The sequence below is a fragment of the Kitasatospora sp. NPDC048296 genome (assembly GCF_043201815.1).
Classification (GTDB): domain Bacteria; phylum Actinomycetota; class Actinomycetes; order Streptomycetales; family Streptomycetaceae; genus Kitasatospora.
The window spans coordinates 51,584-71,543 of sequence record NZ_JBICZB010000004.1; the positions used below are offsets into that span (position 1 = coordinate 51,584).

Annotated in this window: 18 protein-coding genes; 15 read left to right on the forward strand and 3 right to left on the reverse strand. The window is 69.1% G+C overall.

The genetic code is table 11. The annotated features are described in order from the left end of the window. Positions 1-315 precede the first annotated feature (315 nt). The 6 genes from rpsL (at position 316) to ACGF12_RS04395 (ending at position 6,290) form a co-directional block, all read left to right on the forward strand. Positions 316-687 (forward strand): 30S ribosomal protein S12, encoded by a 372-nt coding sequence (rpsL, locus tag ACGF12_RS04370; RefSeq protein WP_014144289.1) that lies wholly within the window; start codon positions 316-318, stop codon positions 685-687. A gap of 2 nt (positions 688-689) precedes the next feature. Further along, complete coding sequence (rpsG, locus tag ACGF12_RS04375) at positions 690-1,160, forward strand: 30S ribosomal protein S7 (RefSeq protein WP_148644378.1); 471 nt, start codon at positions 690-692, stop codon at positions 1,158-1,160. Between the two features lie 39 nt (positions 1,161-1,199). Continuing rightward, a complete protein-coding gene (gene fusA, locus ACGF12_RS04380) occupies positions 1,200-3,305 on the forward strand; it encodes an elongation factor G (protein ID WP_393025327.1) in 2,106 nt (701 codons plus the stop codon). Positions 3,306-3,526: 221 nt separating this feature from the next. Then, on the forward strand, positions 3,527-4,720 hold the full coding sequence (gene tuf / locus ACGF12_RS04385; RefSeq protein WP_031063092.1) for an elongation factor Tu: 1,194 nt from the start codon (positions 3,527-3,529) through the stop codon (positions 4,718-4,720). Between the two features lie 188 nt (positions 4,721-4,908). Next, positions 4,909-5,868, forward strand: coding sequence for a glycosyltransferase family 2 protein (locus tag ACGF12_RS04390; RefSeq protein ID WP_393025331.1), 960 nt, complete (start codon positions 4,909-4,911; stop codon positions 5,866-5,868). Further along, a complete protein-coding gene (locus tag ACGF12_RS04395) occupies positions 5,865-6,290 on the forward strand; it encodes a GtrA family protein (protein WP_393025334.1) in 426 nt (141 codons plus the stop codon). Before ACGF12_RS04390 ends, ACGF12_RS04395 begins: the two co-directional genes overlap by 4 nt. Here ACGF12_RS04395 and ACGF12_RS04400 read toward each other — a convergent pair. After that, entirely contained in the window at positions 6,277-7,812 is a 1,536-nt protein-coding gene (locus ACGF12_RS04400; protein WP_393025337.1) for a DUF2142 domain-containing protein, read from the reverse strand. The two genes, ACGF12_RS04395 and ACGF12_RS04400, sit on opposite strands and share 14 nt — an antisense overlap. A 125-nt stretch (positions 7,813-7,937) precedes the next feature. Here ACGF12_RS04400 and ACGF12_RS04405 point away from each other — a divergent pair, with 125 nt between their 5' ends. Next, the gene (locus ACGF12_RS04405; protein ID WP_393025340.1) at positions 7,938-8,375 is read left to right on the forward strand and encodes a GtrA family protein; all 438 of its coding nucleotides are present in this window, start codon (positions 7,938-7,940) and stop codon (positions 8,373-8,375) included. Positions 8,376-8,438: 63 nt separating this feature from the next. On the opposite strand, the gene rfbC is transcribed toward ACGF12_RS04405, so the two are convergent. Next, a complete protein-coding gene (rfbC, locus tag ACGF12_RS04410; protein ID WP_393025343.1) occupies positions 8,439-9,044 on the reverse strand; it encodes a dTDP-4-dehydrorhamnose 3,5-epimerase in 606 nt (201 codons plus the stop codon). Next, positions 9,041-9,916, reverse strand: a complete 876-nt coding sequence (gene rfbA, locus ACGF12_RS04415; protein ID WP_393025346.1) for a glucose-1-phosphate thymidylyltransferase RfbA — start codon at positions 9,914-9,916, stop codon at positions 9,041-9,043. Before rfbA ends, rfbC begins: the two co-directional genes overlap by 4 nt. 83 nt (positions 9,917-9,999) lie before the next feature. Between rfbA and rfbB the strand changes: the two genes are divergently transcribed. The 8 genes from rfbB (at position 10,000) to rpsJ (ending at position 19,946) form a co-directional block, all read left to right on the forward strand. Further along, positions 10,000-10,977 (forward strand): dTDP-glucose 4,6-dehydratase, encoded by a 978-nt coding sequence (rfbB, locus tag ACGF12_RS04420; protein WP_393025348.1) that lies wholly within the window; start codon positions 10,000-10,002, stop codon positions 10,975-10,977. After that, positions 10,974-11,909, forward strand: coding sequence for a dTDP-4-dehydrorhamnose reductase (gene rfbD, locus ACGF12_RS04425; protein ID WP_393025351.1), 936 nt, complete (start codon positions 10,974-10,976; stop codon positions 11,907-11,909). Before rfbB ends, rfbD begins: the two co-directional genes overlap by 4 nt. Continuing rightward, positions 11,906-13,243, forward strand: a complete 1,338-nt coding sequence (locus ACGF12_RS04430; protein WP_393025354.1) for a lipopolysaccharide biosynthesis protein — start codon at positions 11,906-11,908, stop codon at positions 13,241-13,243. Before rfbD ends, ACGF12_RS04430 begins: the two co-directional genes overlap by 4 nt. 68 nt (positions 13,244-13,311) lie before the next feature. Further along, a complete protein-coding gene (locus ACGF12_RS04435) occupies positions 13,312-14,001 on the forward strand; it encodes a glycosyltransferase family 2 protein (protein WP_393025357.1) in 690 nt (229 codons plus the stop codon). Continuing rightward, complete coding sequence (locus tag ACGF12_RS04440) at positions 13,998-14,396, forward strand: DUF2304 domain-containing protein (protein WP_393025360.1); 399 nt, start codon at positions 13,998-14,000, stop codon at positions 14,394-14,396. Before ACGF12_RS04435 ends, ACGF12_RS04440 begins: the two co-directional genes overlap by 4 nt. A 5-nt stretch (positions 14,397-14,401) precedes the next feature. After that, complete coding sequence (locus ACGF12_RS04445) at positions 14,402-15,304, forward strand: glycosyltransferase family 2 protein (RefSeq protein WP_393025363.1); 903 nt, start codon at positions 14,402-14,404, stop codon at positions 15,302-15,304. 2,145 nt (positions 15,305-17,449) lie between these two features. Continuing rightward, positions 17,450-19,246: a hypothetical protein gene (locus tag ACGF12_RS04450; RefSeq protein ID WP_393025365.1), complete on the forward strand. Its 1,797-nt coding sequence runs from the start codon at positions 17,450-17,452 to the stop codon at positions 19,244-19,246. 391 nt (positions 19,247-19,637) lie between these two features. Then, positions 19,638-19,946 carry a 30S ribosomal protein S10 gene (gene rpsJ / locus ACGF12_RS04455; protein ID WP_012785157.1) on the forward strand — a complete coding sequence of 103 codons (309 nt, stop codon included), beginning with the start codon at positions 19,638-19,640 and terminating at the stop codon, positions 19,944-19,946. The last annotated feature ends 14 nt before the right edge of the window (positions 19,947-19,960 follow it).

A 19,960-nucleotide genomic window follows, 5' to 3' on the forward strand; every position in this document is an offset into this window, starting at 1 on the left:
CCCGGTTCCGGCGAGAACCCCACCACCTGCGGCGTTGCATTTGTTTTGACCGCGCCCCATGCGCTAGGTACGCTCTGACCTTGTGCCTGGGGTGTCCCCGGGTCCTTGTGCGTGCATGCACACCGGTCGCCGCGCCGAGCCGGAGCGCCTCCCAGCGCGCCGCGCGTAGAGCGCCGTCGCTGTACATCAGCTCATGGGATTCCGTGTCGGAATAGCCCAACACACCCGACCGCGTGGGTCGACCACGGGGTCGTGTGCGAGGGAACACCGCAGGTTAGTTCCACCAAGCCTTGGCACACAGAAAACGGAGAAACGGTGCCTACGATCCAGCAGCTGGTCCGAAAGGGCCGGCAGGACAAGGTCGAGAAGAACAAGACTCCCGCGCTGAAGGGCTCCCCGCAGCGCCGTGGGGTCTGCACGCGTGTGTACACGACCACCCCGAAGAAGCCGAACTCGGCGCTTCGCAAGGTCGCCCGTGTGCGCCTCACCAGCGGGATCGAGGTCACCGCTTACATCCCGGGCGAGGGCCACAACCTGCAGGAGCACTCCATCGTGCTGGTGCGCGGTGGTCGTGTGAAGGACCTTCCTGGTGTCCGCTACAAGATCATCCGCGGTTCGCTCGACACCCAGGGTGTCAAGAACCGCAAGCAGGCCCGCAGCCGCTACGGCGCCAAGAAGGAGAAGTAAGAATGCCTCGTAAGGGCCCCGCCCCGAAGCGCCCGGTCATCATCGACCCGGTCTACGGCTCCCCGGTCGTCACCCAGCTGGTCAACAAGATCCTGCTGCACGGCAAGCGCTCCACCGCCGAGCGGATCGTGTACGGCGCCCTCGAGGGCGTCCGCGAGAAGACCGGCTCGGACCCGGTCGTCGCGCTGAAGCGCGCGCTGGAGAACGTCAAGCCGGCCCTCGAGGTCAAGTCCCGCCGTGTCGGTGGCGCGACCTACCAGGTTCCGGTCGAGGTCCGTCCGGGCCGCGCCAGCACCCTGGCGCTGCGCTGGATGGTCGGTTACTCCCGCGCTCGTCGCGAGAAGACCATGACCGAGCGCCTGATGAACGAGATCCTCGACGCCAGCAACGGTCTGGGCGCTTCCGTGAAGCGTCGCGAGGACACCCACAAGATGGCCGAGTCCAACAAGGCCTTCGCGCACTACCGCTGGTAGTCCGTACCCCGTCACTAGACAGAGAGAGAACGAGCCACCATGGCTGCAACCTCCCTTGACCTCGCCAGGGTCCGCAACATCGGGATCATGGCGCACATCGACGCGGGCAAGACCACCACCACCGAGCGGATCCTGTTCTACACCGGTGTGTCGTACAAGATCGGTGAGGTCCACGATGGCGCTGCCACCATGGACTGGATGGAGCAGGAGCAGGAGCGCGGCATCACGATTACGTCGGCCGCGACGACCTGCCACTGGACCGTCGACGGCGTCGACAACACCATCAACATCATCGACACCCCGGGTCACGTCGACTTCACCGTCGAGGTGGAGCGTTCGCTGCGCGTCCTCGACGGTGCCGTGACGGTGTTCGACGGTGTCGCCGGTGTCGAGCCCCAGTCCGAGACCGTGTGGCGGCAGGCTGACCGCTACGGCGTCCCGCGCATCTGCTTCATCAACAAGCTGGACCGCACGGGCGCGAACTTCTTCTTCTGCGTCGACACCATCGTGGAGCGCCTCGGCGCCACCCCGCTGGTGATGCAGCTCCCGATCGGTGCCGAGGCGGACTTCCAGGGCGTTGTCGACCTGGTCCGCATGAAGGCTCTGGTCTGGTCCGCCGAGGCCGCCAAGGGCGAGATGTACGACGTCGTCGACATCCCGGCCGAGCTGCAGGAGCAGGCGGACGAGTACCGCACCCAGCTGATCGACACCGTCTCGAACGTCAGCGACGAGATCATGGAGCTCGCCCTCGAAGAGGCCGAGATCCCGGTCGAGCTGCTGCAGGACGCGATCCGCAAGGGCACCCTGAACTCGGACTTCACTCCGATCTTCTGCGGTACCGCCTTCAAGAACAAGGGCGTTCAGCCCCTGCTCGACGCGGTCGTCAAGTACCTGCCGTCGCCGCTGGACATCGAGTCCATCGAGGGCACCAAGCCGAACGACCCGGAGACCAAGATCTCCCGTAAGGCTTCGGACGACGAGCCGCTGGCCGCGCTGGCGTTCAAGATCATGTCCGACCCGCACCTGGGCAAGCTCACCTTCGTCCGGATCTACTCCGGTCGCCTGGAGTCCGGCACCTCCGTGCTGAACGCCGTGAAGGGCAAGAAGGAGCGCATCGGCAAGATCTACCGCATGCACGCGAACAAGCGTGAGGAGATCGAGTCGGTGGGCGCCGGCGACATCGTCGCCGTCATGGGCCTGAAGCAGACCACCACCGGTGAGACGCTGGCCGACGAGAAGAACCCGGTCATCCTGGAGTCCATGGACTTCCCGGCCCCGGTCATCCGCGTCGCCATCGAGCCCAAGTCCAAGGGTGACCAGGAGAAGCTGGGTGTCGCCATCCAGCGTCTCGCCGAGGAGGACCCGTCCTTCCAGGTCAACACGGACGAGGAGACCGGCCAGACCATCATCGCGGGTATGGGCGAGCTGCACCTCGAGGTGCTCGTCGACCGTATGCGCCGTGAGTTCAAGGTCGAGGCCAACGTCGGCAAGCCGCAGGTCGCGTACCGCGAGACGATCCGTCAGGCCGTCGAGCGCATCGACTACACCCACAAGAAGCAGACCGGTGGTTCCGGTCAGTTCGCCAAGGTGCAGATCGCGATCGAGCCGCTCGAGCAGGCCGAGGGCTACGAGTTCGTCAACAAGGTCACCGGTGGCCGCGTGCCGCGGGAGTACATCCCGTCGGTCGACGCCGGCTGCCAGGAGGCCATGGAGTTCGGTGTTCTCGCCGGCTACCCGCTGCAGGGTGTCCGCGTGAGCCTGCTCGACGGCCAGTCGCACGACGTCGACTCCTCCGAGCTCGCGTTCAAGATCGCCGGTTCGATGGCCTTCAAGGAAGGCGCCCGGAAGGCCAAGCCGGTCCTCCTGGAGCCGATGATGGCCGTCGAGGTCACCACGCCCGAGGACTACATGGGCGACGTGATCGGTGACATCAACTCTCGCCGTGGCCAGATCCGGTCCATGGACGAGCGTCACGGTGCCCGCGTCGTCACGGCGCTGGTGCCCCTCTCCGAGATGTTCGGCTACGTCGGTGACCTGCGCAGCAAGACCTCTGGTCGCGCGAGCTACTCGATGCAGTTCGACTCGTACGCCGAGGTCCCCAAGGCCGTGGCTGAGGAGATCATCGCCAAGTCCAAGGGCGAGTGAGGTCCGGCACTGCCGGCTTCAGAATCAGTCCGACATTCGGGATGATTCCGACCCCTTAGGCTATTAGGAGGCGACCCGGGAGGATCCTGACGGATCCTCCCGGGGCCTCCGGCCCCCACCCCGCGGGACGGTGCGAGGTGCTTCCGGCACCACGGACCCAGCCCGATCAAGACCAACTGACGTCAGCACGGCGTACAGGAACTGTCCTCAGGAGGACTGCAGTGGCGAAGGCGAAGTTCGAGCGGACGAAGCCCCACGTCAACATCGGCACCATCGGTCACATCGACCACGGTAAGACGACCCTTACCGCGGCCATCACCAAGGTGCTGCACGACGCGTACCCGGAGATCAACCCCTTCACGCCGTTCGACCAGATCGACAAGGCGCCGGAGGAGCGGCAGCGCGGTATCACCATCTCGATCGCGCACGTCGAGTACCAGACCGAGGCGCGTCACTACGCCCACGTCGACTGCCCGGGTCACGCGGACTACATCAAGAACATGATCACCGGTGCGGCCCAGATGGACGGTGCGATCCTCGTCGTCGCCGCCACCGACGGCCCGATGCCGCAGACCAAGGAGCACGTCCTCCTGGCCCGCCAGGTCGGCGTCCCCTACATCGTCGTCGCCCTGAACAAGGCCGACATGGTGGACGACGAGGAGATCCTGGAGCTCGTCGAGCTCGAGGTCCGTGAGCTGCTCTCCGAGTACGAGTTCCCGGGCGACGACCTGCCGGTCGTCCGCGTCTCCGCGCTGAAGGCGCTGGAGGGCGACAAGGAGTGGGGCGAGAAGCTCCTCGGCCTCATGCACGCGGTCGACGAGAGCATCCCGACCCCGGCCCGCGCCGTGGACCAGCCGTTCCTGATGCCGATCGAGGACGTCTTCACGATCACCGGTCGTGGCACCGTCGTCACCGGTCGTATCGAGCGTGGCATCCTCAAGGTCAACGAGACTGTCGACATCATCGGCATCAAGGAGACCAAGACCACCACCACGGTCACCGGCATCGAGATGTTCCGCAAGCTGCTCGACGAGGGTCAGGCCGGTGAGAACGTCGGTCTGCTGCTCCGTGGCATCAAGCGCGAGGACGTCGAGCGCGGCCAGGTCATCATCAAGCCGGGTTCGGTTACCCCGCACACCGACTTCGAGGCCCAGTCCTACATCCTGTCGAAGGACGAGGGTGGCCGTCACACCCCGTTCTTCAACAACTACCGCCCGCAGTTCTACTTCCGTACCACGGACGTGACCGGCGTCGTGACCCTCCCCGAGGGCACCGAGATGGTCATGCCGGGCGACAACACCGCCATGACCGTCGCGCTGATCCAGCCGATCGCCATGGAGGAGGGCCTGAAGTTCGCCATCCGTGAGGGTGGCCGCACCGTCGGCGCCGGCCAGGTCACCAAGATCATCAAGTAATTGATGCTCTGACCTGCCTGCCTCGTCAGGCTAGTCCGAAGGGTCCCGCGCACTACGTGTGCGTGGGGCCCTTCGGCGTCTCACCCTGCGCTCACCTGCGCACCCTTCCTCTCACGGACAGCTCATGGCTGACTGTTATGGTCGGCTCACCATCCAGCCCCGCCGTCGCGGAAAGTGGGACCCAACGCATGTCTACGGCACCGCTGCTGTCGGTCGTGATGCCGATCTACAACGAGCAGGAGGCGCTCCCGCTGACCGTCCAGCGGCTGCGTCCGATCCTGGACGGGCTGGGGGTCGACTACGAGGTCGTGGGCGTCGACGACGGCAGTCGGGACGCCACGCCCGTCCTCATGCAGAAGATCCGGCAGGACTGGCCGGAGTTCCGCATCGTCCGCTTCGCCCGCAACTCCGGGCACCAGGCCGCGCTCACCGCGGGCATCCACCGGGCCCTCGGTGACTACGTGGTGAGCATCGACGCCGACCTGCAGGACCCGCCGGAGAAGATCCCGGAGATGCTCGACCTGGCACGCCGGCAGAACCTCGACGTCGTCTACGGCGTGCGCGGTGACCGCGGCACCGACACCGCCTTCAAACGCCGCACGGCCGGCGGGTACTACTGGCTGATGCGCAAGCTGGTCGGCAAGCGGATGCCCAACCAGGCCGGCGACTTCCGGCTGCTCAGCCGCGCGGCGGTGGACGCCCTCAAGCAGCTGCCCGAGCACCAGCCGGTCTACCGGCTGCTGGTGCCGTGGCTCGGTTTTCCCAGCGGCGAGGTGGTCTACGTCCGCGAGGAGCGGGTGGCCGGCGGCACCCATTACCCGCTGTCCAAGATGGTGCGGCTCGCCCTGGACAGCATCACCAACTTCTCCGCCGCCCCGCTGCGGCTGGCCACCTACCTCGGCCTGGTGAGCTTCGTGGTCTGCATCGGGCTCGCGATCCACGCCACCGTCGCGTACGCGCTCGGGTCGACCGTGCCCGGCTGGTCCTCGCTGTTCATCGGGATGCTGTTCCTCGGCGGCGTGCAGCTGATCTGCGTCGGACTGCTGGGGGAGTACGTCGGCCGGATCTACTCGGCGGTGCAGGCCCGCCCGGCCTACTTCGTCGGGTACGACTCGGCCGAGGACGACGAGCGGGGCCCCGGCCGGTGACCTTGACCGAGGAGCCCGCGGAGCCCACCCCGCAGACCCGGCGGCAGCTGCCGTCCTTCCTGGTCATCGGCGTCCTCAGCACCCTCTTCTACCTGGGGCTGTTCGTCGCCGCGCGCTGGTTCACCAACCCGCAGGCGGCCAACCTGATCGCGCTGGCGGTCAGCGCGGTGGCCAACACGGCGGCCAACCGCCGGTTCACCTTCGGCGTGGTCGGCTCGCAGGGCGTGGTCCGCCACCAGCTGCAGGGCGCGGTGGCCTTCCTGATCGGGCTCGGCCTCAGCAGCGGTGCCCTGGCGCTTCTCGACGTGGCGGTGCCGCACGCGTCCCGGGTGGTGGAGGTGACCGGGCTCGTGGCAGCGAACGGTCTCGCCACCGTGGCCCGGTTCGTCCTCCTCAAAGTGTGGGTCTTCAGGAAGCGCTGACCGCGGCGGGCCGCTGTTCCTGCGCGGCCTCGGCCCGGCGGCCGGTACTGCTCCAGGCCCAGTACCCGAGCACCAGGCAGCCGACCACGGCGGTCAGCAGTGCTGTCGCCGAGCCCGCCGGCGGGTGCCAGGTGCCGGACAGCGGGTTGAGCGGGGTGTACTCGAGCGAGGAGCCGACCCCGGCCTGCCAGCGGATCATCGTGTACCCCAGGAAGGCCAGCTGGAGCGGCAGCACCACCAGCGTGATCGTGCGGACCAGCCGGGCGGAGTGGTCATGGTCCAGCACGCCACGGCGGCCGATCAGGTAGGCCGCCAGCAGCGGCACGCCGACCGCGACCGGCAGCAGGTAGCGGCCCTGGCCGCCGAAGCCGTACTTGTGCGCCCCGATCGCGTCGGAGAGCGATATCACGCCGAACGGCACGATGAAGAAGAGGAACATCCGCCAGCGGTCGCTCCACCGGCCGAACGCGACGGCCGGCAGGATCAGCGCGCCCATCACCAGGTACCAGAGGATGTAGGCGGTGCCCGGAAGGTAGGTGTCCAGCCACGAGGGCACACCGATCATCTCGGTGAAGTAGTTGGGCCAGCGCACGACCACTTCGTGCCGCAACCCCTGGGCCATGGTCAGCTGCGGCGGCACGTTGACCGGCGCCATCTCGCTGGCCTTCATCACCACGGTCCACAGGGCGCCCGCCGCGCCCGTGACGAACAGTGCGGCGGCGGCCCACCAGGTCGGCCGGAAGCGCAGCAGGCCGCGCAGCCGTTCGCGCGTGGCCGGGACCAGCATGATGCCGATGATGGCCGCGCACCACAGCGGCCCGAGGGCACGGACCGTCATCAGGACCGAGCCCGCGATGCCGATCTGGACCATCGCGGCCCGGCGCAGCGGCTGCTCCGGTTCCAGCATGGTCGGGATGAGCGCCGCGATCAGCGCCAGGCCTGCGGCGATCTCGACACCGTTGGGGTTGACCGAGCCCGCCAGGTGGGCGGTGATCGGGGTCACCGCCGCGAGCACACCGGCGGCCGCGATGCGGTGCCTGGTCCAGGCGACCATGCTGTGCGCGGCGGTGGCCAGCAGCGCGGACACCAGCCCGGCGCTGATCAGCCGGGCCAGCGTGACGCCCAGCCAGTTCGGCCAGAGCGCCAGCGGCCAGCCGACCACCGCGTAGAAGACCGGGTTGTAGCGCCCGGCCCGGGTCGCCACCTTCTCCACGTGCTCGTCCCCGCCGGGAGCCTTGGCGCAGGCCGCCGACTTGTCCGGGTGGAACGCCCAGCAGTTGTCCCGCACCAGGGAGACCGGGATGTGCTGGTAGGCCCCGGTGCCGCCGCCCGCCGCCTCGGGCTTCGGCGCGAACTCGCCGCGCGCGACGCCGGCAGCGCGGATGATGTGCTGGGCCTCGTCCGGGCTCGCGTCGTACGGCGCGGCGAGCGCCCACCCCGCGCACAGGAGGAAGAACCCGATGAAGGCGGTCCACCAGGTCCGCGGGAACAGCGGACGGCCCGAGCGGCCGGATCTGCTCACGGCGGGAGCGGGGGGAGAGGTCACGGCGGGGGAGTATGAGGACACGCGACCAAGATTACGGGTGTCCGAATTCTCTTGCCCGGGCGGCTGTGTAGCCGCGGGGCCTTGCACTTACGATTCCCCCCGTGACTCAACTGGAATCGCCCGCGGAAGTGTCCGGATCCTCCGCGAAGGGCCGAATTGCCGGACTGCTGGGCCATAGCGCGGTGCGGTTCCTGGCCGCGGGTGTTACCAGCACCACGGTCGACATGGGCCTGCTCTTCGTCCTGCACGGGGTGCTCAAGCTGCCGCTGGCCCCGTCCACCCTGGTCGCGGTGCTGGCCGGCTTCAGCACGAACTTCGTGCTGAACCGGATATGGGCCTTCGAGAGCTCATCCCCGGTCGGCAAGCAGACCGCCCGTTATCTCGTGATGGCGGGGGGGAACTGGATCGGCACCGTGCTGGTGGTCGGCGGGCTCGTGAAGCTCGGCCTGTTCTACCTGCTCGCCCGCGCGGTCGCGCTGGTGGCCCTCTCGGTCGTGAACTACTTCGGCTACAAGTACTGGGTGTTCCGGGACAAGTGACCAGGATGCGCGAAGGCCCGGCCGGTGCGAACCGGCCGGGCCTTCGCGCATCCTGAGGGGGCCTCAGCCCTGCTCGGTGCGCAGGCTCTCGGTGAACGCCTTGCAGGACTCGTACGTCGGCAGCAGGCCGGAGGAGATCGCCTCCGCCAGCGACGGCGCGGCCTCGTCGCGGGCCGACAGCAGCGGCTGTTCGGCCGGCCACTTGATGTCCAGGTCCGGGTCGAGGGGGTGCACGGAGTGCTCACCGGTCGGGTTGTACGTCTCGGAGCAGAGGTACGAGAGCGTGGCGTCGTCGGTCAGCGAGCAGAAGCCGTGGCCGAGGCCCTCCGGGATGTAGACCGCGCGGCGGTCCACGTCGTCGAGTCGGACGCTCTCCCAGCGGCCGAAGGTCGGCGAGCCGACCCGCAGGTCCACGATGACGTCGAGCACGGCGCCGCGTACGCAGGTCACGTACTTGGCCTGGCCGGGCGGCACGTCGGCGAAGTGGATGCCGCGGACCACGCCGCGCGAGGAGACCGAGAGGTTGGCCTGGGCCAGCCGCAGCGGGTGGCCGACGACCTCGGCCAGCCGGTCGAAGCGGTACCACTCGGTGAACAGCCCGCGGGGGTCGCCGTGCAGCTGCGGGGTGATCTCGATCAGGCCGTCGATGGTCAGTTCGCGGAACTTCACCGGGTGTTCTCCTCGTCCAGCAGGGCCAGCAGGTACTGTCCGTAACCGCTCTTCAGCAGCGGTTCGGCGAGCTCGCGCAGCTGGTCGTCGCTGATCAGGCCGGCTCGCCAGACGGTCTCCTCGATGCAGCCGATCTTGAGGCCCTGGCGCTCCTCGATGACCCGGACGAACTCGGAGGCCTGGACCATCGAGACGAAGGTGCCGGTGTCCAGCCAGGCGGTCCCGCGGTCCAGGATGGTGACGTTCAGCTCGCCCTGACGCAGGTAGGCGTCGTTGACCGCGGTGATCTCCAGCTCGCCGCGCGCGCTGGGCTTCAGACCGCGGGCGATCTCCACGACCTGGTTGTCGTAGAAGTACAGGCCGGGGACGGCGTAGCGGGACTTGGGCTTGGTGGGCTTCTCCTCGATGGAGATCGCGTGGCCGTGCTCGTCGAACTCGACCACGCCGTACGCGGTCGGGTCGGCCACCGGGTAGGCGAAGACCCGGCCGCCGGGGGTGTCGGTGTCCTTGGCCAGCCGGGTACCGAGGCCGCTGCCGTGGAAGATGTTGTCGCCGAGGATGAGGGCGACCGACTCGTCGCCGATGAAGTCCGCGCCGAGTACGAAGGCCTGGGCGATGCCCTCGGGCTTCTCCTGGACGGCGTACTCCAGCTTCAGGCCCAGCTGCGAGCCGTCGCCCAGCAGGCGCTCGAACTGGTCGCGGTCGGCGGGGGTGGTGATGATCAGGATCTCGCTGATGCCTGCCATCACCAGGGTGGACAGCGGGTAGTAGATCATCGGCTTGTCGAAGACCGGGAGGAGCTGCTTCGACACCGCTCGGGTCAGCGGCCAGAGCCGCGAGCCGGTGCCGCCGGCCAGAAGGATTCCACGCATGGGGTGCACCTTATTCGAGTCCGACGAGGTCAGTGAGGCCCGGGTCGGCGGCTCCCCGGCGCGCCGGTAGACTGCGGCGTACTATGCGCATCCTCGTGACCGGCGGTGCCGGCTTCATCGGTTCTGAATTCGTCCGCCAGCTGCTGGGCGCCGACTCCACCGACCAGATCACGGTCTTCGACAAGCTCACCTACTCGGGTGTCGAGGCCAACCTGGCGCCCGTGGCGGGTCACAGCGGCTACTCCTTCGTCCAGGGCGACATCTGCGACGCCGACGCCGTCGACCAGGTGATGCCCGGTCACGACGTCGTGGTGCACTTCGCGGCGGAGTCCCACGTGGACCGCTCGATCGCGGGCGCCGGCCCGTTCGTGCTGACCAACGTCGTCGGCACCCAGGTCCTGCTGGACGCCGCCCGCAAGCACGGCGTGGGCCGCTTCGTGCACGTCTCCACCGACGAGGTGTACGGCTCGATCAGCGAGGGCTCGTGGACCGAGACCTGGCCGCTGGCCCCGAACTCCCCGTACTCGGCCTCCAAGGCCGGCTCCGACCTGCTCGCCCTGGCCTACCACCGCACCCACGGCATGGACGTCGTGGTGACGCGCTGCTCCAACAACTACGGGCACTACCAGTTCCCCGAGAAGGTCATCCCGCTCTTCACCACCAACCTGATCGACGGCAAGAAGGTCCCGCTGTACGGCGACGGCGGCAACATCCGCGACTGGCTGCACGTCTCGGACCACTGCCGCGGCATCGAGCTGGTCATGCGCGGCGGCCGCTCCGGTGAGGTCTACAACATCGGCGGCGGCACCGAGGTCACCAACAAGGAGCTGACCGGCCTGCTGCTGGATGCCGCCTGCGCCGGCTGGGACATGGTCGAGCACGTGGAGGACCGCAAGGGCCACGACCTGCGCTACTCGCTGGACATCAGCAAGATCCGCGAGGAGCTCGGCTACGAGCCGCAGGTCCGCTTCGAGGACGGCCTCGCCGCGACCATCACCTGGTACCGCGAGAACCGCGCCTGGTGGGAGCCGCTGAAGCAGAAGGCGGCGCTGCAGAAGTGAGCGCCACTTCCCCGGGCCGGGTCCGCTGGCTCGTCACCGGTGCGGCCGGCATGCTCGGCCAGGACCTGCTGACGGTGCTCGCCGGTGACCCGACGGCCGAGGTGACCGCCCTCGGCCGCGCCGACCTCGACATCACCGACGCGGCGGCCGTGCTGGCCGCCGTCGAGGGCCACGACGTCGTCGTCAACTGCGCCGCCTGGACCGCCGTCGACGCGGCCGAGACCGAGGAGGAGACCGCCACCGCCGTCAACGGCACCGGTGTGCGCCACCTCGCCGCCGCCTGTGCCAAGACCGGCGCCCGGCTGCTCCAGGTGTCGACCGACTACGTGCTGCCCGGGGACGCCGCCGAGCCGTACGCCGAGACCGCGTCGACCGGCCCGGTCAACGCGTACGGCCGCGGCAAGCTGGTCGGCGAGCAGGCCGTGGCGGAACTCCTCCCGCAGCACGGTTACGTGGTGCGCACCGCCTGGCTGTACGGCGAACACGGCAAGAACTTCGTCGCCACCATGCTGCGGCTCGCCGCCCAGCGCGAGACGCTGGACGTCGTGGACGACCAGCAGGGCCAGCCGACCTGGTCGCTGGCCCTGGCCCGGCAGCTCGTCGAGCTCGGCACCGCCGCGCTCGCCGGGCGGGCCCCGGCCGGGGTCTACCACGGCACCGCGGCCGGCCGGACGACCTGGTGCGGGCTGGCACGTGAGGCCTACCGGCTGAGCGGCCTCGACCCGGAGCGGATCCGTCCGGCCACCTCCGCGGCGTACGTCACGCCCGCCGTCCGGCCCGCGTTCAGCGTGCTGGGCCACGACCGGTGGACCGCGGCGGGCCTCAGCCCGCAGCCGGACTGGCGCGAGCAGCTCGCCGAGGCGCTCGGCACCCCCGTCTTCACCGAGCTGGCCGTCAAGGCCCGGACGACCGAGAGCGACAGAGCGCAGTGAGGAATCCGCTGACCAAGGTGGCCGCCGCGCTACCGCCGGGAACCCTGGCGGTGGCGGGCGGCACTGTCGTGCTCGGCGCGGCTTCGTACATCCACCTCGGTGTGGCGGGCCACAGCCTCTCCGTCGACGACATGGCGAACGTGTCCCTGCTGTGGACCATCGTGATGTCCGTCGGCATCGGAGTGTTCTTCCCGATCGAGCAGGAGCTGACCCGGATCGTCGCGGCCCGCGCCGCGCTCGGGCACGGCGCCGCCCCGGTGCTGCGCCGCGCGACCCTGCTGACCGGCGGGATCCTCGCCACCGTGCTGCTGGTGCTCGGGGTCGGCTCGCGCCAGATCGCCGACGCCATGTTCCACGGCGACCGCTCGCTGGTGCTGGCACTGGGCGGCGCGTTCCTCGGCATGGCGGTCTGCTACCTCACCCGCGGCGTGCTGGCCGGCCTCGGCCGGTTCGGCGCGTACGGCACTCAGCTCGGCCTCGACGGCGGCCTGCGGATCGGGCTCGCCTTCGGCGCCGCGGTCGGCGGGGTGCACTCGGCGCTGGCGTTCAGCCTGATCCTGGCCGTCGCGCCGGTCGCGGCCACCCTGCTGACCCTGCCGCCGCTGTTCCGGGCCGTCCGGCCCGGCCCGCGGGTGCCCTGGTCGGAGCTCTGCTCCGGGCTGGGCCTGCTGATCTGCTCGACCCTGCTGTCCCAGGTCGTGGTGAACGCCGCCGTGGTGAGCACCAAGCTGCTCGCCCCCTCGGACTCCGCCCTGATCGCCGCGCTGCTCAACGCGCTGGTGCTGGCCCGGGTCCCGCTCTTCGTGTTCGGCTCGCTCCAGGCCTCGCTGCTCAGCGGGCTGTCCTCGGCGATCGCGGTCGGCGACCGTGCGGCCTTCACCGGTATGCTCCGGCGGATCGGCGTCGTGGTCGGCGGACTCGGCGTGGTCGGCGGGATCCCGGCGGTGGCCCTCGGCCCCTGGCTGATCCAGGTGCTCTTCGGCGCCAAGCCGGTGCTCGGCTGCCTCGACTTCTTCTGGATGTCCGCCGGCACCGTGGCGTACATGTTCGCGATGGTGCTCGGTCAGGCGCTGATGGTATTCAAGCGGCACAACCTGCAGCTGCTCTGCTGGGCGGTCGGGACTGCGGTCCTCGCCGGGGTCACCTTCCTGCCGGGCGACGTGTCCACCCGTGTGGTCGTGGCCTACACGGCCGGATCGGTGGTCGCCGTGCTGGGTATGCTGGCCGCTCTCAGGCGCAGCTTCCCCGGTTCGACCGGGAACCGGGCCGGTACCGCGCTGAGCACGTCGGAGCAGGCCGCGCCCACCATGACTGCCGGGGTGGTCGGCGAATGACCGCACCGCCCCACGCCATACAGATTGCCGCGCACGAGCGCGGGAGACACCCCGAACATGGAGCCCCCGTGTCCCAGTACGACGATGTCTGGCTGGTGATCCCGGCCTACAACGAAGGCCAGGTGATCGCTGACGTTGTGGAGGAAGCGCGCAAGACGTTCCCGAACATCGTTGTGGTCGATGACGGCAGTGCGGACGACTCGGCCAAGCACATCATGACGACGGGTGCCCACCTGGTGCGGCACCCGGTGAACCTCGGTCAGGGCGCCGCGCTGCAGACCGGCCTCGCCTACGCGCTCGACCAGCCCGACGCCAAGTACTTCGCCACCTTCGACGCGGACGGCCAGCACCAGACCGCCGACGTCGAGAAGATGGTCGCCCTGCTCCGCACGGGCGAGGCCGACGTGGTCCTCGGCTCGCGCTTCATCGAGCAGAACGGCCAGGTGCCGTGGATCAAGCGCGTCGTGCTGCGGACCGCCGCAACGGTCAGCCCGACCGCGCGCAAGCTCAAGCTCACCGACTCGCACAACGGCCTGCGCGTGCTCAACCGTGAGGCCGCGAGCCGGATCCGGATCACCATGAACGGCATGGCCCACGCCTCGGAGATCGTCAGCTTCCTGGCCGGCGCCGACCTTCGGGTGGCCGAACTCCCGGTGGACATCCTCTACACCGACTACTCACGCGCCAAGGGTCAGTCCCTGATCAACGGCGTGAACATCATCTTCGACATTTCGCTTCGGGAGCGTGGCCGCCGATGAACTACTTCTGGATCCAGCTGGTGCTGATCGTGGGCGCGGTCACCCTCGCGTTCATGTTCATCCGGCGTTGGGACGCCGCGAACACCCGCGCCTGGAAGCGCATCGCGTTCTCCGTCTTCGTGATCGCGAACATCTACGCGATCCTGCGTCCGAGTGACGTCACCTGGGTGGCCCACAAGCTCGGCGTCGGCCGCGGCACCGACCTGGTGCTGTACGTCATGGTCCTGGCCATGGGCTTCCTGACCCTGAACACCTTCCTGCGCTTCCGCTCGCTGGAGAAGAAGCTCACGGACCTGGCCCGCACCGTCGCGATCAACGAAGGCTCCCGGCTGAACGGGGAGCGCTTCGACCTCGACCTGCCGATCTCGGCCCCGGTGAAGAGCAACGGAGCCTGAGTCCCATGGCGACCTTCGAGTTCATGCTGCCGTACTACGGCGACGTGGCGTTGATGCAGGCCGCCGTGCACAGCATCCTGGGGCAGACCGACCCGGACTTCCGGCTGACCGTCATCGACGACGGCAAGGAGCCGGACGTCCCGGGCTGGTTCGCCGAGCTCGGCGACGAGCGGGTCCGCTACCTGCGCAACGAGCAGAACCTGGGGATCACCAAGAACTTCCAGAAGTGCGTGGAGCTGTCCACCGCGGACCACGTGGTGATCATGGGTTGCGACGACCTCCTGCACCCGCACTACCTGGAGACCGTCCGGGCGATCCTCAACGCCAACCCGGACCTGGGCATGGTGCAGCCGGGCGTCGAGGTGATCGACGGTGACGGCGTGGTCAGCCACGGCCTGGCCGACAACGTGAAGGGCAAGCTGTACGCCCCGAACGTCAAGGGCCGGCGCCTGATGGGCGGCGAGGAGCTCGCGGCCAGCGTGCTGCGCGGCAACTGGCTGTACTTCCCGTCGATCTGCTGGCGGGGCGAGGCCCTGCGCCAGGTCAACTTCCGCGACGAGTACTCGGTGATCCAGGACCTGGCACTGGTGGTCGACCTGCTGGAGCGGGGTGAGTCGATGATGATCGACAACACCACGGTGGTCTTCCAGTACCGCCGCCACGCGGTCAGTGAGTCATCGGTGCAGGCCTTCTCCGGCACCCGCTTCACCGAGGCGGAGCGCTACTTCAACGCGGTGGCCGAGCGGATGGACGCCCGCGGCTGGCCCAAGGCCGCCCGCGCGGCCCGGGTCCGCAGCGCCTCCCGCTTCCACGCGCTCACGATGCTCCCCGGCGCCCTGCGCCGCGGCCAGTCGGACGGTGCCAAGGTGCTGCTCCGGCACGCGCTGACGGCGGGCCAGAAGCACTGACCGCCTCGATCGGTCGCAGCACGGCAGTGGGTCGGTAGTCCGAGTCGGACTACCGGCCCACTGCCGTGTGCGGAGGGCTTCCGGCGTGACCGTCAGCCCAGGATCGCGGCCAGTCGGCCGAACGCTCCGGCACCTTGCGCCGGGTACGGGGTGACCGTCGGGCAGCCGAGCTTGCCCGGGTCCACCGATGGCGTGAGCAGCGGCTTGAGGTCCTTCGGCTTGCCGCACTTGCCCCCGGGCGCGTAGCGGGAGCAGTGGCCGTCGAAGTCCGCGGTGCCCTGCGCGGTCCAGGCCAGCGCGCCGGTGCCCCAGCGCGGGTCGGGCATGTACTTGCTGGCGGTGGCGGAGCCGGCCATGCCGAACAGCAGGCCCAGCGCGCAGATGGTGCCGACGGCCACGGCACGCGGGTTGAACCGGGACGGGAGCCGCCAGCCGGTGGTCCACGGCGCCCGCCGGCCAGACGGCCTGGTCCTGCTCCATGTGGGAGGCGTACCAGTAGCGCATCAGCAGGGCACTCGCGGAGCAGGCGGCGGCGGTCAGGACGACGGCCCGGTTGATCCCGATGGCCAGCGCGATCCCGAGTCCGACCAGCAGGAGGATCGAGAAGAGGCCGACTCCGCCGAGTTCGCCGGGGATCGGCCAGGTGCTTTGTGCGTCGGTGCCGGGCAGGTCGTCGCGCCACATGGCGAAGTACGTCGGCTCGACGTAGGTGTCGAAGTAGCAGTAGCCGTCGACGGTGCTGCCGGCCGATCCGAGCAGGCGGGTCAGATACGTGCCGGCCACGGCGAGGAGGACCCCACCCGCGGCGCCCACCGTGCACAGGACGGTGAGCAGTGCCGGCGTGCCGGCGCTGCGGCGGGTGCGCAGCAGCAGGACCACCGCGAGGACGACCGCTCCGACGGCGGACCAGACGAACCAGCCGGAGTAGAGCAGGAACAGCAGGGCGAGCGCGAGGCCGAGGACGGCGCCGCGGACGGCGGCGGTCTTGCGCGAGATCCGCGGCGCCTGCTGGATCACCTGCATCAGCTTCGCCAGGACGGGGATGAAGGCGACCAGCACGAAGTTGGTGTAGGGCTTGTAGGGCTGGGCCATCGGCAGCGCGGCCGTGACGCCGATCCCGAGCGCCCAGAGCGGGGGCAGCAGCAGCCGCCAGGAGAGGTAGGCGAGCGGTCCCAGCAGCGCGACGAACAGCAGGTCGACGAGCTTGAGTGCGTAACCGACCTGTCCGTGGGTGAAGTGTTCGGCGACGAAGGCGACGATGTGGGGGAACATCGGCGGGTAGGCGCCGTCGAGCGGCTTGCCGTCCAGCAGGGCGCCGACCCACGCCTGGAGGCTGCCGGAGTCGCCGCCCTGGGCGAACAGCGGCCAGTTGGTGTCGCGCAGCGCCAGCGAGATGCCGGAGGCCAGGATGCCCGAGGACAGGCCCGCGACCGCCGCGGCGGCGAACCGCACCGGGGTGTCCGACCAGCGGCGCATCGCCGGCCAGCAGACCATGACGATGCCGCCGAGCCGGAGGAGGAGTTGCAGCTGGATCGCGGCGAGGCCGCTGACCTGGCCTGTTCGCGATATCGGGTTCAGAATGACGAACCGGGCCAGCCAGGCCATCAGAAGTGCGGCCACGAGCGCGGTCAGGATCTAGGCGGTCCACAGGGCGACGGGGACCCGACCAGCGGTGGCTGGTCTGCCCCGAGTGGACCGGGCGCGCTGGGTCTCGCCCGCGACCGATGCGGGGTACAGGTTCGTCACTGTTTGATCCTCGTTGAGCTGTTGCAAGCGGAATGATGCGCGGGCAGTGTGCGCTCCCGGGCACCCGGTCGTCACAGGTGCCCCGTGCGATTCTGCCAGGGCCGTGGGCGGCCTCCCCGGGCGGTAGGCGTTTTCGAAACGGCGGGTAAAGGGCGGAACGTCGAAATGCGACAAGAAGGTTGATATGGCGTCCCAAAAGCCATTCCTAATTCGTATGCATGCGATTCGTTGAATGATCGCGCTGGCCCCACATCGGGCCGCATGGCAGACTTCCGGTGCGATCCGACGAGTGGGGGAGCGCGCCGGGAGCGCCCGGCGCACCTTTGAGTCGGACATGACGAGTACTGGTTCGACAAGTAGGGAAGTGTCTCGGTGCAGCCGCTGATCGACTCTGCCCATGTGTCCGACGGGCAGAGACGGGGGGAGGGCGACGGCGAGAGCGTGGCCGGGTCCGCCGCCACGACGCCGCCCTCGGCCGCTCGGATCCGACTGAGGGCCCTCGCTGCGCACCGGTGGTTCTGGCCGGCGGCGCTGCTGGTCGGCTACCTCGCGCAGACGCTGTTCCGGCTCGTGCTGTCGATGCACAACTACTACCCGTCGGTGCACGCGGACGAGGACTCGTACCTCGTGATCGCCCGGGTGCTGGCAGGCCGGCCGACCACCGAGATGCCCGTTGGCGTCGTCATCCCGGGCGGGTACCCGCTGCTGCTGGCGCCGGCGCTGCGGATCGCCGACAACCCCAACACCGCGTACCACTTGATCATGGGCATCAACGCGGTGCTCAACGCGCTGGTCTTCCCGCTGGTCTTCGTGGCCGCACGGCGCCTGGCCCTGTCCCGGCCGCACGCCTACCTGACGGCGGCCGCCGTGGCCCTGATGCCGCCGGTGATCTTCTACTCCCAGTTCGTCATGTCGGACACCGTCCTCCCGGTGCTCCTGCTGGCCTGGCTGATCGCGATGCACGGCTGGCTCTCGCCCGGCTCGCCGCGCCGTCGCGCGCTCTACGCGGCCGGGATGAGCCTGGCGGCCGGGTACTCGATGGCCACCCACGACCGCGGTGGCGTGGTCGTGGCGCTGACCGCGCTGGTCCTGGTCGTGGTACTGGCCTTCGGCTGGGCGCCGCGGCTCTCCTCGCTGGCCGGCCTCGGCGTGCTCGCCGTGTCGCTGGTGGGCGTCAAGCTGCTGGCAGGCTTCGTCGAGAACCAGTTCAAGGACGTGCCGCCGAGCACGGTCGGCAACAAGGTCTTCGAGAACCTGGAGAACAGCCGGTACATCGGGACCATCATCGGTCGCACCTTCGGCCAGCTCTGGTACTTCATGACCTCCACGTTCGGCTTCGGCGCGATCGCCTTCGTGCTGTGCCTGGTGGTCCTCTTCCGCGCCCGGTTCTCGGTGGCGGACCGGGTGGTGGCCTTCTGCATGACCGCCATGGTGTTCGGCACCGCGCTGGCCTCCGCTGCCGGCCTGGCGGACACCGACCGGCTGGACAACTGGGTGTACGCCCGGTACTGCGCGGTGCTGGTGCCGCTGTTCATGGTGGTCGGCCTGGCCGCCCTGTTCCGGGCGGGCCTGCGCCCGTTGCTGAAGCTCGCGCTGGTCGGCGCGGTGCTGATCGGGGTCATCCAGGTCTCGGTCTCGGCGTACGCGGGCCGTGAGCTCAAGGGCTGGGCCATACCGTGGACGGTGCCGGACGCGCAGTTCCTCGCCTCGACCTGGGACGGTCTGCACATGGCCCGGACGGCCGCCGGGGCACTGGCGGTGCTCGCCGCCTGCCTACTGCTGCGGGTCGCGGGCGGCCGCCGGATCGTCGCGGCCGTGGTGGGCTGCGTGACGATCTTCGCTGCCTACGCGACGGTCACGATCACCAATAACGTCGCCGAGCCGCACTCCCAGTACCGCAAGTACGAGGCGGTCAACCTCGAGAAGGAAGCCGGCCTGCGCAAGGGCGACAACCTGATCATGGACTGGGACCTCGACTGGGGCACCCGGATGGTGCTGACCTACGAGGTCTACTGGGGCCGGGTCTGGACCGACAACGTGAAGAACGGCAACACTCCGCCGGCGACGGCCACCGCGATGCTGCTCACCCTCGGCAAGGACGCCACGCCGGAGAGCAGCTGGGCGAAGCCGCTGCCGGGCTGGCACGTCGCGAAGTACAGCAAGGACCACGGCTGGGTGCTCTGGCGCAAGGGCTGACCGGCGGGACCATCCGATCGGGGCCGGTGAGGAACACCTCACCGGCCCCGATTGGCATCCGGGCTGCTCCATGTGGCAGTATGTCCAAGTTGCTCGGTTGAGTGCCGATGCTGCGCGCCTCCCGCCGGGAGGACCGGAAGCGAGTCCCATGTACTCGTCGTTCCCGTGATGGCCGTCAAGCGTGAGTTCTACGCCACGGCAGCTGCGGGGCGGACGTACGGGAATCTTCCGGGAAGCGTGGGCGGGGCCTCGGCCCGGCTCCCCCACCCCGAAATTTTGAAACCGACGAGTTCTTCGCCGGTTTTTTGCAAGCGCGAGTGCGACACGCCCGAGCGCGGGGGTCGGAGGGGGAGTCGTGCGGCGACTAAGACAGAAGGACTACTGAGTAGCCATGGCGGGACAGAAGATCCGCATCCGGCTCAAGGCCTACGACCACGAGGTCATCGACTCCTCGGCGAAGAAGATCGTCGAGACGGTGATCCGTACTGGTGCGCAGGTCGCGGGCCCGGTGCCGCTGCCCACTGAGAAGAACGTGTACTGCGTCATCCGCTCGCCGCACAAGTACAAGGACTCGCGCGAGCACTTCGAGATGCGTACTCACAAGCGTCTGATCGACATCCTCGACCCCACGCCGAAGACGGTTGACTCGCTGATGCGTCTCGACCTGCCGGCGGGCGTCGACATCGAGATCAAGCTCTGAGAGGCGCACCGAAG